This is a genomic window from Candidatus Binataceae bacterium (assembly GCA_035294265.1).
GTDB lineage: Bacteria > Desulfobacterota > Binatia > Binatales > Binataceae > DATGLK01.
Window position 1 is genome coordinate 36,382 of the sequence record DATGLK010000102.1, and the last position, 24,134, is coordinate 60,515.

The following is a 24,134-nucleotide window of genomic DNA, read 5'->3' on the forward strand; positions in this document are numbered from 1 at the left end:
GCTTCGAGGGTGATTTAGAGCGGCGGTACCTTCCAGGCATGAGGATCGGGGATGTTGGTATTAAGCCCGCGCATCGGCGAACCGCCGAGAACGCCAGTGCCCCACTGGTCCGCATTTTCGGGACACATCAACAGTGTCTTGCACTGATAGCTGTCGTCCACTTGCTGAATGTCCGCAGTGTATTCGAGCAGGTTGCCGCTGGGATCGGCGAAATAGGCGAAAGTGTTGTTGCCCAAAACGTGGCGGCCGGGTCCCCATTGCAGCATTGCCTTCTCCTTGAGCAGGCGCCCTACCCCGCGCATCATCTCTTCGACGTCGCGCATCTCGAAGGCCACGTGCTGCAGCGCCGGTCCCGTGCCTGGAACGAAGGCAATACTATGGTGATCGCTGTCGCAGCGCAAAAAGCTGAAACACTTCTGCCCGTTGTCGTTGACGAACCAGTCTGACACCTTGAAACCGAGTTGCGTCACATAGAAGTCGGTGGTCCTTTCCAGGTTGGGGGAGTGCATCACGATGTGGGAGAGCTTTTTCGGAATCGATTCCCCGCGCTTAAGCTCGCGCGCGCTGCGCTCCTTGACGCCGCTGGAGATTTCCACGGCGCGGCCGTCAGGATCGAAAAAGCGGAAGCCGTAACCGCCGCCCGGAGTCTTGAGCGCTTCCGGCTGGCTTATCAGGCGCACTCCAGCTTTCGCCAGCTTGGCAGCCAACCCATCGACCGCGGCGCTGCTGTCGGTAGCCAGAGCAATCAAATCGATCCCCCGCTCCGAACCGCCGCGCAGCCGAAAGATATAAGCCTCGGGCGAGCCTTCGGCGGCGAAAAATGATAGCTTGCCGTCGTGCTCGGCTTCTTCCAGGCACCAAGTTTTTTTGATGAACTCCCGTTCGCTGTCGAAGTCGGGAACCTCCAAGGCGACGTGACGAATCGATGTAACCCGATCTGCCATACGAGCCCCCTGCCGTTATTAGGTTGAAAGTGAAATCGCGACTATTCACTCGCGGCCAGGCTTGCCCCCGGGTGACCCGGCAAGCCGGTTACCAGCTCGACCAGTAAAGCATAGCTCAGCCTCCTGTGGGTTTCACACGCGCACCAGACCGCCATCGACGTACAACGTCTGACCGGTCATGAAAGCAGCATCATCGCTGGTGAGAAACGATACCGCGCCGACTAGATCCTGGGGCATCGAAACCCGCTTAATCGCTTGGCGCTGGGCGATCATCTCATAGTAACCTTCGCGATTGCCTACCTGGGTCAAAGTTCCCGGGGTGCGGGTCAGACTGGGCGCAATCGCATTCACCGTGATTCCGTCCGGCCCCAACTCGCTGGCCAAGGAGCGGGTAAAACCCACCACTCCACCCTTGCTGGTGACGTAATGGACGAAGTTGGGGAGAACCATGCCCAAGGTGTTCGACGCGACATTGACCACCCTGCCCCATCCTCGTGCCCGCATATCGGGTACGAACGCCTTGGACATCAAGAACATCGAGTCCAGATTGACGGCCAGGACGCGGCGCCATTGCTCAAACGTCATCTGGTGAAAACTCAGATGAGGAAGCACGCCGGCATCGTTGACTAGGATGTCGCAGCGGCCAAGGTCACGCATCACCTGCTCCGCCAACTTGGCCACGGATTGCGGCTCTGAAACATCGCACTGAAAGGCCACGGCCCGTCCGCCGGCGGACCTGATCGTGTCCAGCGTCGCACTCGCATCCTGGATATCAGCAATTGCGACTTGGACTCCGTCCTCTGCCAGCCGCGATGCGATTGCCTGGCCGATCCCCGAAGCTGCTCCGCTGACTACGGCGACCCTTCCTGCATGACCTTTACCCATTGATTTGGCTCCCCTGGTGGAATGATTCTTCCTTACAGCTCCTGGAGCCTGGGCAGCACCTTGGTGCCAAAAAGCTCCAAGGCTTGGCGCATCTTGGCCCCGCGCACGGCCAGACTGAGATCGAGGACGCCGGCGCCGATGGCCTGCTTCATCCTTTCGGCTTGCGCGATTACGCTCTCGGGACTTCCCAATAGCAATTCGCCGAGCTCGACCCGCTCTCGCAGCGTATGCGGCATGAGTCGCTCCTTGGCCACGGACAGATCCCTGCCGTAGTATCCGGTCTCGGTTACCGCGCTCTCCAGCGTCAAGCCGCCTATGGTCTGCGGTCCGCGCGTGCCGCCGGGACCCAAGTCCTCGGCCGCCTCCTGGTCAGTGGACGCGACATGTACCGCCGCCCGGTAAATGATCTGCTCGGAGCCCGGCTCCCAGCCATGAGCCGCGGCTCGCTCCCGATAGTAGCGCGCGTTTTTTGCCGCCAGCGGGACGTTGGTGAACGCCAGACCCAGACCCAGATGGTTGGCGGCGGCGTATTCGCCCGACTCCGGGCTGGAACCCGACATGTAGAGCGGCGGATGGGGCTGCTGCACCGGGCGCGGCCAGATCGAAACCGCACGATAGCGGTAATAGCGCCCTTCCCAGCCAAACGGCTCGGGCTCGGTCCACGCTCGCCGAATAATCTCCACTCCTTCCTGAAAGCGCTCGCGCGATTCGGCGGGATTGATCGTGTAGGTCACGTATTCGTTGGGCGTGCCACGCATCAAGCCGGCGATAATTCGCCCCCCGCTCATCGTGTCGAGCATCGCGAATTCTTCGGCAACCCGGATCGGATTTAGAATTGGCAGGGTCGGACCGAGAATCGCGATACGGGCGCGCCGCACCACTTGGGTAAGGGCTCCGGCCAGCACCATCGGATTGGGAGTAAGCGACAGCGGGGCGAAGTGATGCTCCGCCACCGACACCCAATCGAAACCAAGCTCGTCGGCTAGGCGAAAAAGCTCGAGCGTATGAGCCATCGAACGCTGCGCGATTTCGGGCGAATAGGCGGCCGCAGGGGCGGGCCAACCATGAGGAAACGGTCCCATGTAGGTGCCGATAAGAAACAAAGAAAGCTTCATCGCCAGGCCTCGACCACTCGCCGAGCTTCGCCAAACTGTTATTGAAGCACGCCTTCAAGGGCTTAAGAGCCCGCTCCTGTGTTCCACCACAAAGGCGTCGCGCCGGTCGACAAACTCGCCGATTATCAAAGCCGCCGCTTCAGGACGATCGCTGGCGACTTCGTGCGCGGCGTCATAGACAAAAATCGTATGACAATCGCGTACCAGTGGCGGATACCGCCGTGCCAGTTCGGGCATGGTTATCCGGTCGTTGGTGCCAAACAAGACCAGGGTTGGCGCGGTTAGCTGCTGGAGCCGCTCTTCGATCCCTGGCTCGCGGCCGGGCTTGTGAAATTCTTCGATCTCCGCCAGCGCCGCGCCGGGGGCCTCCACACTAGCCCGCATCCACGGCACCGGGCGGCGCTCGGGATGCGCATACAGGAACCGCGCCAACGATCGTGAATCGTGCGCCGGAAGATGCCAGCCCTCGGGCAGAAGCAACCAGGGCGAAACCAGAACCAACGTCCTGACTCGCTCCGCCGCGTCCAGGGCTTGGAGCAAGGCAACTCGCGCGGCGAATGACATGGCGATCAAATTGTAGCGTGCCAGCTCGAGCTCGGCGCAAACTGAGGCCAATGCCTGGGCTTGTTGGTTACTCGACCAACCCCGTGTACCCCACGCCGCGGTGAGCGCCGGTAGCTCCATCGCAAGGACTCGGTGGCCTTGCGCGAGCAAGTCGTGAAACCCGCCCCAATACAGCCCGCCCAGGCCGTGGAGGACGACGACCGGTTCCCCTCGACCCTTTTCCAGACAAAAGACGTCCGCCCCATCCGTACCGACGGAGCGTTGGCGGGGCAAATCGCGGGGCGCTGACGCTAACATCTAGGAAGTCCTTGCTTGGCGATGCCGCTCGGGCAGTATCAGGCGCGAGGGATAGGTCGCGTCGTGATGATAAGTGTCGCGTCCCACCTTCAAGCCGTACCAATGGGTCGATGGCGCGTCGAGCACCTGCGAATCGTTATTGCTGATGTCAAGGCGCAGACGTTCGCCGGCCCGCACCAGGAAGGACATCGGCAGAAGTTCGATTCGCAGTTCGTAGACTTGGCCGGGAGTGACCGGCTCGGCTCGCTGATGGCTGAAGAAGGGGCGCATCGGGGTGCTGAGAGCCGGATCTTCGATCCGGCGCGAGGCCCTAAGCCATCCCTGGCTTTCGATCCGCACGTGCGGCCGGCCGCCAGGTGCAGCGCTGAGCGTGGACAACCGCACGATCACGTCGAAGTCGGGCTGGTCGGAGGAAGCGTGCAGCACCAAAACGCCGTGGCCGGTGAATTCACGATCGCACGCGAAGGGAGCGGAGGTGTAGGTCAAAAGCGCCGCGGTATGGTCCATCTCGCCCGTGCTATCGAACGTGGTGGTGCCCAGCACCCAGCGCGGATCGGGATACGACCATGTAGTGCTCTCGCCGTTGGCGGCCGGCGTGGTCTCGATCAGGGAACCGTCGTTGAGCGAGCGCACCGCGCCGCTGTTGCGCCCCGACAGGTAGAACGAAGTGGGCGTGACGTCGGGTGGCGGCCAGCTCTGAGCGGCGCGATATTCGCCTTCGCCGTTGACAAAGAAACGCACCGCTGGCCGCTCCATCACTCCATTGGCTACACCCTTGAGATGATGGTCGTACCAGGGCAACAATTCGCGTTCGTGAAAGTCGCGGCTGGCAAACAACTGCTGAGCGCCGGCCCAGGAGTTGGGATGGGTAATGAGCAATTGCTTGGGACCGCGTACCCGTTCGAAACCCATGACGTTGCCACGCAGATGGAGAGCGCGTTTGCCCCACACACCGATCGAGAAGACCGGAATATCCACCTGGTCCAGCTCCCAGAAGGGTGAACGCCGACGCTGCCATTCGTCATCGAAGGGATGGGCATAAATGTCTGCAATGAAGCGATGGCGATTGGCGCCGTAAATGTCGTGGCCGGTGGCCTGATGCGCCAGCATCACGCTGGCCAGCACCCAGGCGCCCAAAAAGCCGTGGGCCGGCAAACCGCCGTGATACATCCAGTCGCGATACATGTCGGTGGCGCCGTCAAAGGGAGCGATGGTGCTTAGGTGGGGAGGGCGGGTACGCGCCGCATTCCATTGGCTCCAACAAAAATAGGACTGCCCGATCATACCGATTTTGCCGGTGCACCAGGGCTGGCGCGCGACATACTCGATCGCATCGTGAATCGCTTCGCCCTCGCGGCGCGACACCGGGTCCCAGTCGCCCTCTGACGCTCCGCTGCCCGGTACATCCATCCAGACGTAGGCGTAGCCGCGCGACAGGTAGAGTTCGATCGGACCGGTCTCGACGTAGGGGAAGGTCCAGCAGGCGGGTAAGCGGCGCAGCTCCTTTTGATAAGGCGACGCGGCTAGCAGCACCGGATAGCGGCCACTCGCGCCAGGCGACGGAAGAAACACGTCCGCCCGAACCAGCATGCCGTGGCGGGTGCGGACCTCGATTTCAAACGATGGCTCTGGCATCGTCCCTCCGTTGCTTGCGGAGCGCGCTACAGGCTACTCCGGCATCCTCACGGTCCCGGACCGCCAGCCGATAGTCCCAGCGACAAACGGCCGAAGCTCAACGCCCTGCCGTACCATTGGAGCGCGATATGGGCGTTGAGCGCATGAATGTCCCGAAAGGCGCGCTGTACCGGATCGTCGTCGCACAGGGCATGGGCGCCGCCCGCCTCAACCCCGCCGGTACTTGTGACCTGGCTGTGCCACGGGCTCGGCGTATGGCTGTGAGGCATCCGCTGTTGCCATTCCATGAAGTCAACCTGAACACTGCGCCACAAGCTTGCGGTTTCCAAGGCCTCCATGCGGCCGCCCCTTGAGACAAAACCCGGACTGGCACGAACCGCGGTTCACGACCAGGGACCGCCGACTGGCAGTCCCAGCGACAGACGCCCAAAGCTCAGTCCCATGTTGCGCCATTGAAGCGCAGTGTGAGCGTTAAGCGCATGGAGATCGCGGAATGCGCGCTGCAGCGGGTTGTCGTCGAACAGGCCGTGCGCGCCGCTTAAGTAATGGATCATGTCCACCGCGCGCAGGCACAATTGCGCGGCGTAAGCAAGATCGCGCAGGTAACGGGCGCGATGCTCGTGTCCCATCGCCAGGCCGGCGCGAGCGCGCGTGTTGAGTTCCTCGGCATCGCGCGCTTGGAGCAGGTAGGCGCAATCGATCAGCGTGGCGGCTTCAGCTACCTGTAGCTGCACGGTGTCCATGTCGGCGCTGCGGCTAGCCGCCAGTCGCTTGGGTTGATCGCGCACCCGCTGCACGAAGGCCTGCCACCCGCCGCGCGCGATTCCCACTGCCGGCGCGCTCAAATTGTACGGAAACACGCCGGAAAGCGGTAGACGGAAGATATGACTCGGATTTACCTTAGCTCCCGGAGCGCTGCCTTCCAGCAGAAGGCTTGCCGGGAGGACCCGATGCTCGGGCACAGTCGATCCAGCCACACGGACGTCATTGCTGCCGGTGGCTCGCAGGCCGCTTACGAACCAGGTGTCGATAATCTCGTAGTCTCGCCGCGGCACAATGCACCAAAGCGGCAGCATCTTGCCATCGGGCTGCGCCATCGTGGCGCCCAAAATCACCCATTGCGCATGAACCACGCCACTGGCGAACTTCCATTGCCCAGCCAGCCTGTAGCCGCCCGCTACCCGCTCCATCTCGCAGTGCTCGGGGTAAAGCGCACTCGCCAGTAACGTCTCGGAGGAATCGCCCCAGATCTCCTCCTGGGCCTCCAACGGATACATCCCCAAAATCCAAGCGTGGCACGCGATCACGGTTAAAATCCACGCGCTAGAACCGCAGGCCTGCCCAATCTCCGCGGCCAACTCAAGCTGCGCGGTGCCGTAATCCAACTCGTAGCCGCCGTAGCGCGCCGGTTGCAAAATGCGGAACAGGCCGGCCGCGGCGAAATCCGCGATGGTTTCGTCGCAGATTCGCCGGGCCGCTTCGGCCTGCGCCGCGCGGGCTCCGATCTCAGGCACCATCGCCTTCGCCCGCCCGACCAACTCACTCAAGCGCGCGCGCCCGCCGCGCGCTTCGCCATCTGTTGTTGTTTCGCTCAGCGACTTGTCGACCCTCTGGCCGTTGGGCATCTCTGCTACCTCGCCTCACCGAATACTTCACACGACCAGCTCTCGACTGACGCGCGCGAGCCACCTACGTCACACTGCAACAACCTATCGCCTTGCCACACCACCTCCCACCTACCCTCCACGCCACATCCGTCTATTGCACGATTTGGTTTAAGCCCGCTACGTCGCTATACCTCGGGTAATTCACGTATTTGGCCGGCGTATCCTGATTGTACCAATACCCATCCTTAGGCGGTATAAGACTATCGCTGTGAAGATTATTGAAATCGTAATTCAGATGGCACCAGGCGTTTCCTTCCAAATAGTAGGCATTAGGCCAGCCCGGCACCCGCTTTGCCGGCTGATACGTCCACAACCCCCGCCAGAACTTCCCGTTTTGGTCAAAATCATCCCAGCCTACCGTTACCGTCTGTTCCTTATCCAACCAGATATAATGATTGGCATAGCAATACCCCGCCGCCCGCTTGGGTATTCGCTGCACCGCAAGCTGCATCTGCTGGCGCATTTCCCAATGGCCCCCTACTGCCGCCTTAGGCCACACCCCGTAATGAATGTCCCACATAGAGGGGTCGTTGACCACCCCCACGCGATCAGGCGGAACGATATAGGAAATAATATTTTTAGTCCCAAGATATTGTGCCTTAAACCAAGTAATCGGCAACGGTGCCTTGGACACGTCGTCGTAGCTAAAATCAACGTTGGCTACAAACGGAGCGCAGCGCGCCGCCTGCGACAACTGCACTACCCGCCTGATGCTGGGAATAAACGCGTAGTTCAACGGAAATCGATCCGGATTTGAATAATCCAACTCCAGCCCACCGATATACTGCAGTTGCGTCGGATATATCAATTCGGTATAGCCGCTGGTAAACACACCCTTTGAGCCCGCGCTGTTGGGAATAACTAGCGGGTAACCCTGATCCGTAACGTGTCCAAGGTTGTAAAGTACCCCCATCGCCTGTTGCGTAAACTCGTTCCCGTAACGGTCGAATAGCACTGCTTGAAGACCATGGTACACCAGCATCGCGGGTTGATATTGAAAATATGAATCATACATTAGCTTGAAGCCAGCCAGTGGATCCTTGGTGCTTAAAGTGCTGAAGGGAAACGGTTGTCCCGCCACGTAACCTATCATACGGTAGCCGCCATCGCCGGTCGGCACCAATTTGACCTGGTGTCCATACTTCTCAGTTGCTTCCCAATAGGTGGGTGGCAGCGGATAGGACTGCGTAGGCGCAATAACTATTTGATAATTGACCGGTAAACTGGTTTGAATGTCGCTGCTGGTGCAGAGATGACCAAACACTTCTCCCATATTGGCGAGAAACTTCTGACAATTCGCCTTGGTTATGACCGTACCCACGGGCACTTGTTGGGACTGTTGGGCTGGCGCGGCACCGGCTAATAGGACCACGACAACTAAGACTGTTACGGAGGTGAAAAAGCGTTTCACTATGTTTTCCCCCTGCGGAAACTGCTATTTTCATTGCCAAGCCGTTTTAGCCGGATCATCGTTCGCGACGAGACTCTGGGTCGCCGCGAGCATTGTCTTCACAATTTACGGACCCGCCCTGCAATGCCTGCTACGCGAGGGCTTTAGGGACCATGCTCGGGCGCTGTCAGGGAAGACAACCGCTTTTGTGTGTCGTGTATGCTGTTTTGGCGGTTTCGATAAGTAGGCGTCACCAGTTAAATCCACTACTTGACGGCGAGACGCTACATCGCCACGACAGAAGCTTGACTGTTTAACTAAAAAAAGGGGCGAAAGGTTGCCGCTTGTCGAGTCGACGTAATCCTTACAAGGAAGATTCTGAAGTGTGAGATTCCCGCCCTGAAAAGTTGAATTGCTGGGCCGCTTTGCCGAGCGACTGAATAGCGACCACTGGCAGGCGCTTGCCTTCATCGGCGTTAGGTGCGTTTCAACTTGGGGCGAACCTGCAGTTGCCTAGCTCAAAAGCGAAAAAAGGTCAAGAACTGAAGCGGAGCGGATTGAAAAGTATTAGAGGAGCGCCCGTTAGACGGCTTTGATTTTGTGGCCATAAATCGCTGTGCGGTCGAGGCCAACCTAGCGCTTATAGCGTTGCTGGAAAGGTTGCCTCCATAGTTCTATTGTGCCCTTCCACGGCACGAACTTGCGATATGGCGAGAGCAGCAGAAATGGCCAGTAGACTGCATAGCGCAAAAGCTGGCAGGTAACTGCCCGACCGGTCGAAGATCCAGCCAGACAGAATTGGACCAAAGGCGGACGCCAAGGTGGCCAGAAACACGATGATGCCAGTGAGGGAGCCCATCCGACGCAAGCCGAGAGTCTGAGCCACGAGAATCGGCAGCAGGGTGACTTGCGAGGCTCCGCCCGTGCCGTAAAGCAGCGAGCAGCCTGCCACGCCCCACAACCCAATGTGCCGGTTGCTCGCGCTCATTAGGGAGAGGATTCCCGTGGCCATCAGCAGCATCGTAACAATCTGAAGCTGCTTGACGCCCAGCCGATCGGCCAGCCATCCGGCGGCGGCTACGCCCACGCCGCCAACAATCGTCATCAGGCTAAGCATACGGGCCGCGGTTTGTAGCCCGTAGCCCAGCCCCACTTCGTAGATTGCCATGTGATAAAGGACCCCGGCGTTGGCGGCCGAGAACAGAAGTTCGGCGATCATCAATAGCCAAAAAGTCAAGGTACACAGGGCTGGGCGCAACTCCAGTCCAGCCAGCGAGCTAAGCTGCTCGGCGGCGCTTTTGACCTGACCTTGAGAGGGACGGGTGCGAATTAAGCTGACACACAAGGGAAATCCGATGAGCAGCAACGGTAGGGCTAGACCGCGCATCGCCACGCGCCAGCCGTAGGAGGTGATGAGCCAAGCCACCACGAGCGGGGCGAGGGTCATGCCCCAGGAGTTGCCGAACATCGCCAGACCGCTGGCGGTGCCGCTGCGTTCCTTAAACCAGTTGACCGCAACCACCATGATCGGCACGCGGCCGGCGAATGCGGCGCCCACGCCGGCAACCGCATAAAAATAAGTCACCCATCGAAGACTATGGGCACTGCTGGCACCCCAATAACCCAGCGCGTAGGCCAGCACGCCCAGGGACATAACCAGACGCGCCCCCACCCAGTCCACCAGCCACCCCGCGGCCAAGGAAAAGAGCCCCATGGTCAAAAGGCTGGCGGTAACGACCCGCGCGACGTGGGCGTGACTAGAATGAAAGCTCCTAACCAGCGGGACCAAAAATACACCGCTGCTGCCCACGAAGGGGCCATTGCCCAGGAACAGCAACGTGAAACAACCCGCCATCGCCAGCCATCCCTGCCGCTGTTCTCTGCTCATGAAGTAAGCCGCCGCCGCTTCCGCGCCGCTCAGGCTAAGACGGTCCGGCTCGCGGCGGTAGTGAATTTACTCATACAGCCGCCTCACGCGGCGAGGCGGAAAATGGCTTATTCGCTTGGGGATAATCCTTTGGCGCCGGCGGTCTTGGCGCGGGCTAATTTAGTATTTTCCAGTTTCGCCCCGCTAAAATTGGCGTTGGTCAAATTGGCGCCAGTCAAATCTGCGCCCGATAGATCGGCCCCCGATAGATCGGCTTCGGAAAGGTCGGCATCCCTCAGTCGGGCACGTCGCAGATTGCAGTTCTTTAAGCTGGCCCCGATCAGACAGATGCCGTACAAGTCGCCACCGGCCAGATCGCAGCCTGACAAATCGGCGTGCGGCAATTTCGTGTGATTTACAGCGATTTCCACCGCTTCCAGCAAGGAATGGGCTCCCGTGCGATAAAGGTCGCTGCCGTCAGTCGCCTTGATGACAAAAGAAGCCATTTCCGCCATGACCTTCTCCTTCTGTGGAAAGAGCCGTGCGGTATTGCAATAGCCGCAAGTGCGCAGCCACGAACCACGAACAGAACCCTGCTCGCCGCCGCGTCCCATTACGACGGCAAAATTCCGAATCCCGCGCGCCAGGTCCGCTACTTAGCGGCTTGCTTATCTTGGACCTGCTCCATTGGCTTGCCTCGACCCGCTTCCATTGCCTGCCAGCCGCCGCCTTTGCCTTGGACCCAACCGCTACCCTCGCCGTTACTCTTGTCAACCGCAAGGTCAAAGCGATTGCCGTGCAAATCGCGCGCGGCTTCTTCGGCGTATGGGCGCCCCGGACCAGGCGAGAAGACTTTGCACCCGAATTCCTTAAGCCGCTCGACCACTTGCTCACGCTCTTCGCCGCTGTCCAGGGTAAAGCCGAAGTGATTGATCCCCTTGGGCGACGTTTCGGTCTCGCGCGGCAGCAAGGCCATCTCGATATAACCGTCAGTGACCCAAGCCGCCTTGCGCGAGCCGGTCTCCCGAATGGTCATGCCGAAGACGTCGCGGTAGAACTCGGCCAACTCATAGGGCTCGTCAGTCATTATCGCGATGTGACGGATCTTAGCCATCTACGTTTCCCCCTCGCCGATGGATAGTGGAACGCTACTCTCGCAAAAGCACGGATGTCAAATCCGATTGGCACCACTGTATCAGCTTCCAGCTGTGTTCTTTTTGGAAGTCAGCGAGCATCGCCTGCTTAATCGATTATCGCGCACGTTCCCCTCCTCGATTAGCCATTGGGAAGCGCAACACGGCACACCGGCAAACTCACAGCCAATCACAGGCGGCGCGACCGAGCAGTACTAACAACTCGCCGCTGGTTGCCGTGCATAACTCCTTGACCCCACGGCGCCGGCCGAACCAGGTGAAATAGTAGCGCCGATAGCCGGGACGCATGTCAGTTGTCCCGCCTTGTGCTCGTGACAGTAAGGGCCTAAAAGAATTTTCGGCCCAGCATTACGACCATCGCGCGCTTCAGGAGGTGGCCATGGCCTTGCCGAGCTTTGCGCGAACGGGCTGGTTTATCATCGTGGGCTGCTTCGTCGTTACCTTGCTGGCGGTTGGCCCCGCTATCGCTGTGGTAGGTGTGTTCTTCCTGCCGCTGATCAAGGCCTTTGGCTGGAGCCATGGGCAGGTCGCGCGAATTGCCGCGGCCAACATGTTGGCCACCGGGCTGTTGTCGCCGGTTGCCGGCTGGCTGGTGGATCGGATAGGTGCGCGGCGAGTGATGAGTATCGGATTAGTGGTTTTTGGCACCGGCTATATCGGCGCTGCGCGCACTCACAGCTTGTGGCCGATGGTCGCGATGTGGGGCTTAGCCGGCGCCGGCGGTGCCGCCACCGGTCGCGTCCCGATCATGGTGCTGATGGTCGAGTGGTTCAAGGAACGCGCCGGCAGCGCAGCGGGAATCGCCGGCGCCGGAGTTTCCTTCGGAATGATGCTGGCGCCGCCGCTGGTGACCATGCTCATCGCACGAGCCGGATGGCGCGCCGCGACCTTAGCCTTGGCCATTCCCATCCTGCTGATTGCCTTGCCAGTGGTGTTGCTCACCGTACGCAGCCGACCGCCCAGCGTAGACGAGCCGCGGTTAGCCCAGCAACCCATCGAGCTGCCGGGCTTGGAACTTGGGCCGGCAATTCATACCGGGGCGTTTTGGCTGGTACTCTTGGCCGAATGCTTGTTCATGTGCGCCAACCTCGCAGTGGTCGTAAACCTGATCATTTATGTGGTGGAGCTGGGTTACTCACCCCAGGCCGCGGCCTGGATGTTCAGCCTGCTGACCCTGATTGGCGCGCCCGGCACCATCGTGGTGGGCTGGCTTATCGATCGGTGGACCAGTCGGCGGATGTTGATGGGCACCTGCTTTTTGCTGGCCTTTGGAATCATCAGCTTGATGCTCGCTCAGAGTCCTTACATTCATGGCTGGGGAGTAACAGGATGCGTAATGGTGTGGGGCACGGCGGCAGGTTCTTTCGGTACCTTTCTGCCCTTGCTAATTGCCGATACTTTGGGCCTGCGCCGTCTGGGTACGCTCAGCGGGCTGGTCTTGTTCATCGCGACCTTTGGCACGGCGATGGGACCAGTCATGGCAGGTCATATCTATGATCGTACCGGCAGCTATGCTCCCGCTTTTGGCGTTGCGCTGGTGCTGTGTCTTGCTGCAGCTCTGATGCTTTGGCTGGTGCGTCCGGCCGAAGGTCGCGACGTGGTACCGCGCCCCGAGGCCGTGGCAGCTGCCACCGAAGTTTGAGCTCAAGCTCGTGCTCGCCACGGCGGCTCGCTTCCACGAGCTCTCAATACCTGTGCCTGTGGTTTCTATGCTTTGGCGACTACATCCCGCATGCTCTCATTGGCATGGCTCATCAAAGTTGGGAAAAGCGCCCTCGCGTTGGTTTCCAGAATCTGGGTCGCTTCGCCCGGCGAAAGGTCGGCTTCCCGAATAAGATTTACGGATGTCCGGTAATGGTCATCTTGCTGATGAAGCGGATAATCGCTGCCAAAAACCAAACGCGCAGCGCCGAACATTTCGCGCGCGCAACGCAGCGCGGGCAGAGAATTATGGGCAACCGTATCGTACCACATGCGACGAGCGGTCACACTGGGCGCTTCGGTAAGCTGGAAGCGCGTGCCGTAAGTAGGCCGCGTATGATCCATGCGGCCCAGAACCATCGGTAGCGCCCCGCCCAGATGCGACGCGATTATCTTCACCCGCGGGTAGCGCAGCGGAATCTGATACACAATGAGTTGCGCGGTAATGACGGTGTCTTCCATGGGCGCGCCAATGGCCCAGGTCAGGCCATGTTCGACAATCAGCGGCGCGCACAGACTGTTGCCCGCGGGGTGGACGAATAGCGGCAAGCCGCGCCGATTGAGTTCCTCCCACAGCGGAACGAAGTGGGGGGCGGCGACCGACTGGTTGAGCACCGATGCGGTCACGTATGCGCCGACCATCCCTAATTGGTCCAGCGCGCGCTCCAACTCACGCAGCGAATCGTCGAGATGGGGCAGAGGCAGGGCAGCGTATGCGCTGAAGCGCTGGGGATAGCGCTGGCTGAGTTCTGCGTATTCATCGTTGACCAGCCGCGCCGCCGCGCATGCCTGTTCGCGCTTGTCGCTATAGGGACTGCTAGCGCCCGCGGAAAGCACTTGCATCTGAACCCCAGCCCGATCCATGGCCGCAAGCCGGGCTTCGAGCTGGCCGGGCCGATTGCCACTGCCGGACAGATTGCGCAAAAAAGCGCCGCCCTGGCCCTTGCCGCCGCTGATAAACTCGATGTAGGCGTCGGGATGGTAATGGGCATGAACGTCGATGATCATTTAGCTCACCTTGGGCAAGAGCTGCCGACCCCGCCGGCATGTTATCGCGATTGACCGCAAAACTCTATTGTCGAGGAATCCAAACATTGGCGGCGATAACCCTCCTTTATTCTCGCTGGTTTGTCGGCAACGGATTTGCTATCGCTTGGCCAAAGGGGAGTGGAGGCGAAGGGCGGGGTTCGGGCCCTTTCACAGGAGGTGCGAGCGACGATGGCTGATTCAATCGCGACCGCATCCGAGGCGCAGGCACAGAGCAGCGAAGGCGCCAAAGACCATTTGCTGGAGGAGCTGGTCCAGCGCGCGCGCTCAATGTATCCGCGATTGCGAGAGCGTGCCGGAGCAGCCGAACGGATGCGCCGGCTGCCGGCCGAGACCATGACGGAATTCGCTCAAGCCGATTTCTTCAAAACGCTTCAGCCCTCTCGCTACGGCGGTTACGAGTTGGATTATGGTACCAGCCAGGTACGTATCGGCACCGAATTGGCGCGCGCCTGTGGCTCCAGCTCCTGGGTATTTTCGATCACGGCCTGCCACAGTTGGATTGCGGGCATGTTTCCGCTCGCCGCCCAAGAAGACGTTTGGAGTGCGGGACCGGAAACTTTGCTGGGCAGTTCTTTTGCTCCCGAGCAAGTCCGCGTCGAGCCAGCCGGCGGCGGTGTAAAACTGTGGGGACAGTGGAAATTTTCCAGCGGGGTGGACTTTGCGCAATGGGTAATCCTGGGAGGATTGCCAATCGCATGCCCTGGCGGCCAGCCTGAATTGCATTGGTGTCTGGTGCCGTTAGGCGATTTTCGCGTGCTTGACACCTGGCATGCGGCGGGCCTACGCGCCACCGGCAGCAATGACGTGGTGGTCGAAGGCGCTTGGGTGCCCGCGCATCGGCTGGTCCCGGCGCGCGCTTTCTACGAGGGCAGCGGCCCGGGAACTGCGGCCAACCGCTGCCATATCTTTCGCTTGCCGCTTTCGGGCTGTTTTGGCTACAACCTCGCGGCTCCCGCGCCGGGGATCGCGCAGGGCGCGCTGGAGGCTTTCTGCGAGCGCGCCAAGAATCAGCCGCAACGGGTCGGTCGCCCGCGCATCGCCGATAACGAACTCAACCAGTTGCAGGTGGCAGAAGCGGCTGTGATGATCGAATGCGCGAGCTGGCTCTTGCTGCGCGACGCCCGCGATCTCAACGATACCGCGCGACGCGGGCAGCCGATCAACCCCGCAATGCGCGCGCTCAATCGGCGCGATTTGGCTTATGCCGGCCAGCTTTGCCTGCGTGCCGTCGACCTAATTAATTCCATGAGCGGTGCGCACGGGATCGACGAAGACAATCCGGTGCAGCGCTCCTTCCGCGACCTTCACGCCTTAACCGCGCATATTGGAATGCAATGGCGCAACGCTGCCGGCGATGGGCAGTATCGGATGGGCCAGACGATTCGCGAAGGCTGGTAGTGCGGGGCAAGCGCAGGACGAAAGACCAGAGCGTCGGTCGCACTCCTCAGCGGAGCCCTCAGGCCGGAGCAATCACGGGTAGCAACAAGTAGCTGTCGCGTGGGCCGCCGGTATAAATCGTGTGGTTACCCGAAAACCGCGCGGGATCACGATCTTGCGGATGGTTGTGCAGAAAAGTGCCCGAGCCGGAACCCGGACCGTGAATTCCGTCGCGCTCGAAGTCCTTACCCTGCAGTACCAGCGTGATCCTGGACCCGACCGGCAGATAAAGGCTGGCGGCCCAAATCTCGACCTCGATCTGGTACACCTTGCCGGGTTCGAGAGGCGCGTATTCGTCGAATGGATGGAACGGTTGATACTCGGTAGAGCGCCACGGGTCGACTTTGCGTTGCGTGACACGCAACCAGCCTTGGGATACCGGGGTGCGGGGTTCGGTGGAAGCCGCGAAGGTCATTTCCTTGCCATCGGGCCCGAACGCGCACAGGGTCGCGAACATGTCCATGTCGGGGCGATCGCAAGAAACTTGGAGCTGCGCCTTGATGGGGCCGGCGAACTCGAGCTCGTGCTCCAAGGGTGCCGTCGTAAAGGCCACCCCTTCGCTGAGCGCCGCATAGGTGACCGAAGCACGCGCGCCGGGGCGGCGCATCTTCAACGAACGATCGGCCGCATCCAAATAAAAACGCGTCCAACGGGTGTTGGAAAGGGGCCATTGTTCGTCGATGATGGTGCGGTGCACGGTATCGCCCGGTCCACGCACCGTCACCTCGACGCGCGGCTCGCGTTCCCAGCCATTGTCGAGACCTTTTAGATAGCGGTCGAAGAAACGGCGCTGCAACTCAAAACTTTGAGGTATAAAAAATGTCATGAAGTAGGAGTGGGATTGAATCTTAAGCCACTTCTCCAGCGAATTGATGCGATTGAAGCCGTCCACGGTACCGCTCAGATGCAGCCCGAGGCCACCCCAGTTGGCAACGATTAGCGCCGGAATCTCGATCCGTTCCAGCTTGGGAATGCGTTGGGCATACCAATCGTCCAGCAGCGGATGGGCCAGAATATTGGCGATGTAATCGACCCGGTTGGCGCGTAATTCCTCGGCTGAAAGCTTGACCACCGCGCTGTTGGGCTGCCCGGTGTAGAGGTCGATAAGCCGGCAGTCGGGATTGCCGTACTGGTCGCCGTATACGCTGCGCGCCAGCCATGACTCGACGAAGCCGTTGTTGAAGATGCCACCTTGACGAGTGCGACCACGGTAAAAGTCCCACGTCCCTTGCCAGGGCAGAATCGCGGCCAGGTGCGGCGGGCGCAGGGCGGCTACGTTCCATTGGCTGGCCGCATAGTAGGAGATGCCGAGCATCCCGACCTTGCCGTTGCTGACATCTTGCACGCCAGCCCATTCGATTGCATCGTACAGATCGTCGTACTCGGCCGGCGAATTGGCGTCGAGCTTGCCCGGGCTCTTACCAGCGCCGCGCGAATCAACATGGATGACCACGTAGCCATGTGGCACCCAACGCTCGGGGTCGGGCCGCTCGAAACTCATGTACTTGCCCGAGGAATTCTCGAAGATCTCCGGCGCATCGCGCTGCAACCCCTCCCACACCGAGGGCATGAAGCTGCTCAGGTGTACATCCTTGCCGTAAGGCCCCAGGGTTAAAATCGTCGGGTAGCGTCCTTCGGTTGAGGGTCGAAAGCGGTTAGCGCGCAGGCGCGCCCCGTCGCGCATCGTAATCTCGATGTCACGCTCGACCACCATTTCAAGCAAGGTTTCGGCCATTTCCTATCCCCCCTAGATTTTTCGTCGCGGTGAGAATCAGCCGAAGCCGGCTCCTTATGACTTGGCCTGCCGGCGAGCCGTAGCCAGCTTGTAGATGTTGCTCACGTTGAGCCGGTTGACCATCTCGTCGAACTCCATCAACCCCTGCCCGATCGGATACGGGTCGAGCTTCTTAACCTCGATTGGCTGGCGCAACGCTTCCTCCTCGGTCATTCCCTTGTCTATGAAGCCCTCGACCAGGCCGATCCAGTTGTGCAGCACCTCCGCCTGCTTGGTGAGATACTCGCGCCCGCACGGCTCGCCGTGACCGGGAATGATATTGTCGCAATCGAAGCCTGCGATTCGTTCCAACGCTTGCAGCCATTCCCAGGGATCACCTTCTTGAATCCAGGACTTGGTGCCTTGGAAGATATTGTCGCCGGTAAACAAGACCCCTTCCTCGGGACAGAAGATCGCCGTTTGTGGCTTGGTATGACCAGGGATGTGATGGCATTGGAATGTGTGCTTGCCGACCTGCAGCGTGAAGCTCTCGCTGAAGATACGAGTCGGCGGATTGGGCGGGTAATCCGGATGGCCGAGTAAAAAGACGCTGTCGGGATGATCCCTTTTTGCGCGCTCGACTTGCTCCGCCAAGGGGATACGGTTGAGGTCGGTGTAATAGCGCTCCTTGATGCCCACTTGTCCGATAACCTCGACGCCGGGAAAATACTGATTGCCCGAGATGTGGTCGATGTGAGGCTCGGTGTTGATCAGATATTTCGGCTTGCCGAATTCTGCGATACGCTCACGCCACTTCAGCGAGTCGATCGGTAGGAACGGCGAGTCGATCATCACCACGCCCTCGCTGGTGACGACAAAGCTCGGATTGCACCCGGTGAAATATATTTCAGTGTAAGAGTTTTCACCCACGCGTCGCATTGGTCCCCTCCTGAAAGCTAGCGCTTTCCGCGCGGTCGTTGGACAACTTAGGCCAGCCTGTGCGTCAGCGTCAAGCAGCGCCGTCCCCGCAGGGGACCAGCTCGTCAGACAAAACGGTGAACGGGTTTTGCAAGCCACTTTCACATCCCGCCAGGAAAGACACGCGCCAAAAGGCACGCGCACCTTATTCGGAGCCGTGCTCGCCCCTGTCACAATCAGCATAGCAACTTGGCGCACGTTGCAATCCCATATGCTCGCGCAAGGTCCGACCTGTATAACCAACCCTCACCAGGCCGCGCGATTGCAATTCAGGAAGCAGCAGTTCGCAGATCTCGTTCAGCTCCCCGGGCAGATAGGAGGGCTGCAAAATAAAGCCGTCGCAGGCATTAGCCGTAAACCATTCCTGCATTGTATCGGCGACTTCGGTTACAGATCCGACCAAAGTCAGTTTGCCGCGGCTTCCGGCCAACCGCTCGTAGACTTGGCGGATAGTCAATTTCTCACTGCGCGCCATCGCAATTATATTTTTCAGCGTGCCTTGGCCTGCAATCGTCGAAGACGGAATTTCCGGGATCTGGTCGTCCGGTGAATAATTCGACAAATCCACGTCACCCAGCAGCATTCCCAGATAGTCACGTCCGACCACCGGATGGATAAGCGACTGGAGATAGTCAAATTTTTCGCGCGCTTCGCTCGTACTACTTCCAACCACAGCAGTAAGGCCAGGGAGGATCAGCATTTGCTCGGGGCGGCGGCCGTAGCGCGCCATCCGCCGCTTGACGTCATGGTAATGTTCGAGTTGACCCGCCAGCGTCAGCTCAGAGGTAAACACGCCTTCGCCCACGGCCGCGCACAACTCGCGTCCGCTCTCGGATGTGCCAGCCTGAAAGATTACGGGATAGCCCTGAGGTGGCCGGGGTACGTTCAGCGGTCCGCGCACGGTGAAAAACTTGCCGCGATGGTTAAGCAAATGAAGCTTGGCCGGATCGAAAAAACGCCCGCTTTCTTTGTCCCGGATAAAGGCATCGTCATCCCAGCTATCCCATAGTCCTTTGACCACCGCAACGAACTCGCGCGCCCGCGCGTAGCGCTCTTCGTGCTCGAAATGCTGCTCCCGGCCGAAGTTATAAGCCTCGGCCACATTGCCCGAGGTAACCACGTTCCAACCCGCTCGACCGTGGCTGATATGGTCGAGCGAGGCGAATTTGCGTGCAACATTGTAGGGCTCGTTGTAGCTAGTGGTTGCCGTGGCGACCAGGCCGATACGCTGAGTGACCATCGCCAGCGCCGAAAGCAGGGTGATCGGCTCGAAGTAAGCGGTGTATTGCGCCGAGCGGCTCAGGCTTTCCGGACGCGCTTCGCGCACCGCCGCAGAGTCGGCAAAAAAGATGAAGTCCAGGCCGGCGCGTTCCGCGCGCTGAGTGATTTCGACGTAATGCTCGATGTTAATCGCGGCATCCGCCTGCGCCCCCGGATGGCGCCAAGAGGCTATGTGATGGCCGGTGTGGTTGAAAAAAACCCCCAGGTGCATATGGCCTGGTCGCGGGTTGGCCATGTTGCGCTCCTTTGAGCCGGCGCTTTTGCGAACGATACGGCTGCTAGGCAACCCCCAGTCCCGACTGGCGCGCCATCTGCTCCAGTTGTTTCATCTCCAGGTTATGCACGAGATGGGGCGCGCCGTAATCGCTGATCAGGCGTATCGGGTCGCGCTCGCGCTGGCCCGCGCCACGCATCGCCGGCGGCTTGAGCTGACCTTCCAGGTAGGCGCCCAGATAGCGTCCGTGCGCAACCATCTTTTCTCCGAATTCGTGCTGCCCGCGCTCGTAATCGGCCAGCGCGGCGTCGATATCGTCGCGACTGCTCAGCGCATCGACCAGGCAGGCTGCATCCAGCGCCGCCTTGGTCGCGCCGGCGGCGACATGGGGGCGCGCCACGGATCCCGCATCGCCCACTAATGCCACCCGCCCCATCACCAGCCGCGGCGCCACCATGTCGGTTATGGGCTGAAGGAAGGGTTGCGCGGTGCGCTCAATCACGGTGGCAAGAGCCGGGGCGAAGAGGGCTCGGGCGTTTTGCTTTACCTCGGCCACGAACTCGGGACGAATCAGGGGCGGCGGAATCGACATGCCGTAATACTCGCCGTTGGTCGCGGTACATAACTCCTTGACCCGCTCCCAAGGCGTCGGCCGATACCAGATAAAATAGTAGCGCCGATGGCCGGGACGCATGTCGTCGCCCGCCCCCGGCACCGGCATTGCCAGGGCCATCTCGCCCGGGGGAAACGAAAAGGTAAGCTTGTCAAAGAATTGACGCTGCAAAATTGCCGGGATATCACCCTCTTCCATGGTGCCGCGCCAGGCCACGTAACCCGCGTAGCAGGGTTGGACTTCGGGCATGTACTGCCTGCGAACGGTCGACTGATTGCCGTCGGCGGCGATTAGCAGATCGGCTGTCGCCCGGCTACCGTCGGCGAAGACCGCGACCACCCCGCCAGCCGTCTGCTCAACGCGGAGAAGCGAAGTAGCGGGATGGTAGATGTCGGGGGAAACCGCGGCGCGCAGCGGTAGATAAATTCGCGACCAAGCGCTGGCGGTGCTGCTCCGGCGATGCTCCCAGACGACACGCCCCTCGCCATCTAGCCAGACCGAGCTGTTAATCGCTACCGCGAGCGATGGTTCCAAGCGCGCCTGGGCGCGGCCCAGGGCTTCGGCCAGTTCCTTGGTAATGCCCAAGCCAGCGCCGCGCGAGGCCAAGTTCTCGCGCGAGCGCTCAAAAATGCTCACCTGCCATCCGGCCCGGTGCAGGAAGCAGCCGGCGAATAGGCCGCCGAGCGAGCCGCCGATTACGATGGCGCGTTTGCCGCGTGAGGTCGAAATGGCGCTATTTCCCCGCCCCTTGGAACTCCCAGGTGTGCCCCTCGGGGTCCTGGACAAAGACCTGCGGCGCACCGACCAGGTTGGAAACCTCCTCGAAGTGGATACCCACGGCGCGCAGACGGGCGCGCAAGACATCGATATCCTGGACCATCCAGGCAGTATGTCGCCCGGCCGGCGCCATGCGGGCATCGGGGCCCGGCGAATACTCATCGTCCTTGGCGATGAGGTGGACCTGGATCCGGTTTTCGGCGTCGCTTAGCCAAGCCCCCGGACCGATATCGTCCAGCGCTTTGGGGCGCGGTAACAGCCGAAGCCCGAGCAGTTGTTGATAGAATTTGACGCAGGCCTCCAGATTTTTAACCTTGCAAGGCACGCCTTCGTGGATAACGCCGACGAACCCTACCGAGGGCTGAGTTGTGACCGTGTCCATAGCTTACCTCGCAGCTGGGTCTAAAGTGTGCGATGGTACCCCAAGCTTAACAAAACGCCATGCTGGCTTTTCGGCGCAGTAAGATATGACCGCCAAGTTAGTCAATTCCCGTGCCGCCGACAAGTTTCGCTTCGCGCTGCGGCTTTTCGCTTCCAGTTACTGGAGAGTGCTCGGCAAGCAGTGTCAGCTTGGGTTTTATGCCTCCCCAGGTGGCACTGCCCAATCGCAAAATCGATAAAGCAACGGGGCTGGCGGAGTGATCCGCCAGCCCCGCTGCTTACGGTGCGGGCAGGTGCCCGGACACCTACTTCTCGATCGCCAAAGCGGAGGTATAATCCAGGCCCGACAGCGGCCCGGAGATCACGCCCTGGGCATCGGGAATGGCGCCACCCTTGTCCACCGAGTCCAGGGTCGACGCCGTGTATTCGTAAACCTTGCCAACCGTCGCGATGAACAGGTTGCCGTCGCTGTCGAACGCGGACGCGGTAGCCGTGGTCGCGGGCCCGCTGATAGCCGCGATCGGAGTCGAGCTGCTGCTCAGGTCACTGCCCTCGTATTCGACCGCCAGGGCATTATTGAGAACGCCCGGAGAGTATGCGCTGGTCACCCACAGGTCGCCGTCCGGCTCGAAGCCCAAGCCGACCGGATCCTCGAAGTAGTAGTGAGTTCCATAGCCGCTGATGGTGATCGCTGGGCTAGGCGCCCCCGAACTGGCGAGCTGTGCCTTGGTATATTCCAACACTACCGGTATGGGCGGCGTGACGACCATATTCTCTGATATAGTCGCATGGCCGGCCACCCACAGATTGCCCTCAGTATCGAAATGCAACCGGTGGAAGTGGAATAGCACCCCCGTCGGCGGAACAATCTCGACGCTAGGGGTTGGGCTGCCCCCGGTCAGACTGGCGGCAGGATACATCAGCAGCTTGCTGTTGGCCTCGTCGCCCGAGGGCCCAGAGACGACAAAACTACTGGCTGCCCACAGGTTGCCGCTGCTGTCGAACTGGATGTCGTCGGGACGCTTGAGAGTTTCGCCGGTTGGGTCCTGTATGATCAGGGCCGGCTTCACGTTGAAGTTGTTGTTGACGATGCTGCTGGCATCGATCTTGACAATATTCCCCTCCTCGGCAGCGCGCGGATTGTTGGCGATCCAAAGATCGTTGTTGGCATCCAGGGCCAAGCCGCTGGGATTATAGATCGCTGGGATTGACGCGCTCGGATTATTCAGCACTACTGCAGGCTCGGGACTGCCGGTGGACGCGATCTGGGAGGCCAAGAACTTGATCACGGGGAAATCGTAGCCACGATTGGTGACGATCAGGTTGCCCACGCTGTCGAAAGCCAAGCCGAAGGCCTGATAAAGATATTGGGTGCCGGTGGCCGGGCTGGTGATGATGGTTTGCGGGGTCGGGCTGCCGCTGCTAGCCAAGCTGGCGGCCGAAAATTCCACCAGATTTCCGGGCGCAGACGCTCCTGCGGTGTTGCTCACCCAGAGATCGCCCGCGCTGTCGAACTCGGCATAGGCGGGAACATTGAAGGCCGTACCCGTATAGGTCGCGCTGGGTGCCTGGGTGATAGTGCCACCACCGGCCAATTGCGCGGCGCTGTAGCGCACCAGTGGGAACCCACTCTGCGCCAAGTTGACCACAAACAGATCGCCAGCGCTATCGAAAGCCAAGCCGTGCGGCACGAACAGGTAATTAGTCGGCGGCTGCGTGGTGGGATTAGCGATGGTCGTGGCCGGGGTCGGGCTGCCACTGCTTGTGAGTTGGCTTGCGCTGTATTCGACTACGGTATCGTTGGCCACGTTGGCCACCCACAAGTCACCTTCGGCATCGAATTCGATCGTAGCCGGGCCGGCCATGGCCTGGCTTCCAGCCGGGTTGGAGATGATTACCGCCGGGGGGAAGGTAAAAGGCTGCTCGGTGGGGTTGGAGGTGAGCTGCTGCGCTGTGTACTCGACCAAGGTGTTACTGACGTCATTGGAGACCCACAGGTCGCCCTTTCCATCCAGAGCCACGCCATGGGGACCGAGCAGATATTTCTGTCCCGCCGGATTCGCAATCGTCAGCGAAGGCGCGATCTCGCCGCTTTGCGCCAAGCCGGTACTGGAAATCTCGATCACCGAGTTGCCACCGGAATTGGCCACCCACAAATTGCCAGCGCTGGAAAGCACCGCCTGCCCGGGAGGATCCAAAAAGGTCTCACCGTAAGGATTGGACAGGGTAGCTAAGGGGGTCACGTCGTAGCCACCGGGTGCCGCCGCTTGCTGAGCCACAGAGGTGTTGTAAGCGGTGACGCTGTTGTTGCCGGAATTGGCGACGAACATGACGAAACCCTCGGGAAGAGGAGCCGGTTTGCTACTGCTGGAGCTCCCGCATCCAGCTAACGCCACAGCAATGCCCAAACATGCCGCTGCCATCGAAACAAGTCTCATATTATCTCCTTCAGCCTTTTTACGATCAAATG

The 24,134-nt window shown here is 60.4% G+C and carries 21 protein-coding genes; 2 read left to right on the top strand and 19 right to left on the bottom strand.

Annotation, left to right across the window (positions count from 1 at the left end; genetic code table 11):
- Window positions 1-14: 14 nt before the first annotated feature.
- The 12 genes from VKV28_15815 to VKV28_15870 all read right to left on the bottom strand — a co-directional run bounded on the left by VKV28_15815 (window position 15) and on the right by VKV28_15870 (window position 11,806).
- Window positions 15-944, bottom strand: a complete 930-nt coding sequence (locus VKV28_15815; GenBank protein ID HLH78270.1) for a VOC family protein — start codon at window positions 942-944, stop codon at window positions 15-17.
- Window positions 945-1,076: 132 nt separating this feature from the next.
- Entirely contained in the window at window positions 1,077-1,829 is a 753-nt protein-coding gene (locus VKV28_15820) for a 3-oxoacyl-ACP reductase family protein (protein ID HLH78271.1), read from the bottom strand.
- A gap of 32 nt (window positions 1,830-1,861) precedes the next feature.
- Complete coding sequence (locus VKV28_15825; protein ID HLH78272.1) at window positions 1,862-2,944, bottom strand: LLM class flavin-dependent oxidoreductase; 1,083 nt, start codon at window positions 2,942-2,944, stop codon at window positions 1,862-1,864.
- A 54-nt stretch (window positions 2,945-2,998) separates the two neighbouring features.
- Window positions 2,999-3,805 carry an alpha/beta fold hydrolase gene (locus VKV28_15830; GenBank protein HLH78273.1) on the bottom strand — a complete coding sequence of 269 codons (807 nt, stop codon included), beginning with the start codon at window positions 3,803-3,805 and terminating at the stop codon, window positions 2,999-3,001.
- Entirely contained in the window at window positions 3,806-5,440 is a 1,635-nt protein-coding gene (locus VKV28_15835) for a CocE/NonD family hydrolase (protein ID HLH78274.1), read from the bottom strand.
- Between the two features lie 47 nt (window positions 5,441-5,487).
- Window positions 5,488-5,778 (bottom strand): hypothetical protein, encoded by a 291-nt coding sequence (locus VKV28_15840; GenBank protein ID HLH78275.1) that lies wholly within the window; start codon window positions 5,776-5,778, stop codon window positions 5,488-5,490.
- 45 nt (window positions 5,779-5,823) lie between these two features.
- Window positions 5,824-7,065 (bottom strand): acyl-CoA dehydrogenase family protein, encoded by a 1,242-nt coding sequence (locus VKV28_15845; protein HLH78276.1) that lies wholly within the window; start codon window positions 7,063-7,065, stop codon window positions 5,824-5,826.
- A 133-nt stretch (window positions 7,066-7,198) separates the two neighbouring features.
- On the bottom strand, window positions 7,199-8,518 hold the full coding sequence (locus tag VKV28_15850; GenBank protein HLH78277.1) for a DUF1329 domain-containing protein: 1,320 nt from the start codon (window positions 8,516-8,518) through the stop codon (window positions 7,199-7,201).
- Window positions 8,519-9,137: 619 nt separating this feature from the next.
- Complete coding sequence (locus VKV28_15855; protein HLH78278.1) at window positions 9,138-10,385, bottom strand: MFS transporter; 1,248 nt, start codon at window positions 10,383-10,385, stop codon at window positions 9,138-9,140.
- Window positions 10,386-10,492: 107 nt separating this feature from the next.
- The gene (locus VKV28_15860) at window positions 10,493-10,978 is read right to left on the bottom strand and encodes a pentapeptide repeat-containing protein (GenBank protein ID HLH78279.1); all 486 of its coding nucleotides are present in this window, start codon (window positions 10,976-10,978) and stop codon (window positions 10,493-10,495) included.
- 38 nt (window positions 10,979-11,016) lie between these two features.
- A complete protein-coding gene (locus tag VKV28_15865) occupies window positions 11,017-11,478 on the bottom strand; it encodes a VOC family protein (GenBank protein ID HLH78280.1) in 462 nt (153 codons plus the stop codon).
- A gap of 199 nt (window positions 11,479-11,677) precedes the next feature.
- Window positions 11,678-11,806 (bottom strand): hypothetical protein, encoded by a 129-nt coding sequence (locus tag VKV28_15870; GenBank protein ID HLH78281.1) that lies wholly within the window; start codon window positions 11,804-11,806, stop codon window positions 11,678-11,680.
- Window positions 11,807-11,897: 91 nt separating this feature from the next.
- Between VKV28_15870 and VKV28_15875 the strand changes: the two genes are divergently transcribed.
- A complete protein-coding gene (locus tag VKV28_15875) occupies window positions 11,898-13,160 on the top strand; it encodes an MFS transporter (protein ID HLH78282.1) in 1,263 nt (420 codons plus the stop codon).
- A gap of 65 nt (window positions 13,161-13,225) precedes the next feature.
- Here the strand turns inward: VKV28_15875 and VKV28_15880 are convergent, their stop codons facing one another.
- A complete protein-coding gene (locus VKV28_15880; protein HLH78283.1) occupies window positions 13,226-14,227 on the bottom strand; it encodes an amidohydrolase family protein in 1,002 nt (333 codons plus the stop codon).
- Window positions 14,228-14,437: 210 nt separating this feature from the next.
- On the opposite strand from VKV28_15880, the gene VKV28_15885 reads away from it, so the two are divergent.
- On the top strand, window positions 14,438-15,667 hold the full coding sequence (locus VKV28_15885) for an acyl-CoA dehydrogenase family protein (GenBank protein ID HLH78284.1): 1,230 nt from the start codon (window positions 14,438-14,440) through the stop codon (window positions 15,665-15,667).
- Between the two features lie 58 nt (window positions 15,668-15,725).
- On the opposite strand, the gene VKV28_15890 is transcribed toward VKV28_15885, so the two are convergent.
- The 6 genes from VKV28_15890 to VKV28_15915 form a co-directional block, all read right to left on the bottom strand.
- Window positions 15,726-17,441, bottom strand: coding sequence for a CocE/NonD family hydrolase (locus tag VKV28_15890; GenBank protein HLH78285.1), 1,716 nt, complete (start codon window positions 17,439-17,441; stop codon window positions 15,726-15,728).
- A gap of 54 nt (window positions 17,442-17,495) precedes the next feature.
- Window positions 17,496-18,359: an MBL fold metallo-hydrolase gene (locus VKV28_15895; protein ID HLH78286.1), complete on the bottom strand. Its 864-nt coding sequence runs from the start codon at window positions 18,357-18,359 to the stop codon at window positions 17,496-17,498.
- Window positions 18,360-18,543: 184 nt separating this feature from the next.
- The gene (locus tag VKV28_15900) at window positions 18,544-19,914 is read right to left on the bottom strand and encodes an LLM class flavin-dependent oxidoreductase (GenBank protein ID HLH78287.1); all 1,371 of its coding nucleotides are present in this window, start codon (window positions 19,912-19,914) and stop codon (window positions 18,544-18,546) included.
- Between the two features lie 43 nt (window positions 19,915-19,957).
- Window positions 19,958-21,307: an FAD-dependent monooxygenase gene (locus VKV28_15905; protein ID HLH78288.1), complete on the bottom strand. Its 1,350-nt coding sequence runs from the start codon at window positions 21,305-21,307 to the stop codon at window positions 19,958-19,960.
- Window positions 21,240-21,665: a VOC family protein gene (locus VKV28_15910; GenBank protein HLH78289.1), complete on the bottom strand. Its 426-nt coding sequence runs from the start codon at window positions 21,663-21,665 to the stop codon at window positions 21,240-21,242. The genes VKV28_15905 and VKV28_15910 overlap by 68 nt, the downstream gene beginning before the upstream one ends.
- Window positions 21,666-21,969: 304 nt before the next feature.
- Complete coding sequence (locus VKV28_15915) at window positions 21,970-24,102, bottom strand: hypothetical protein (GenBank protein ID HLH78290.1); 2,133 nt, start codon at window positions 24,100-24,102, stop codon at window positions 21,970-21,972.
- Window positions 24,103-24,134: the final 32 nt, after the last annotated feature.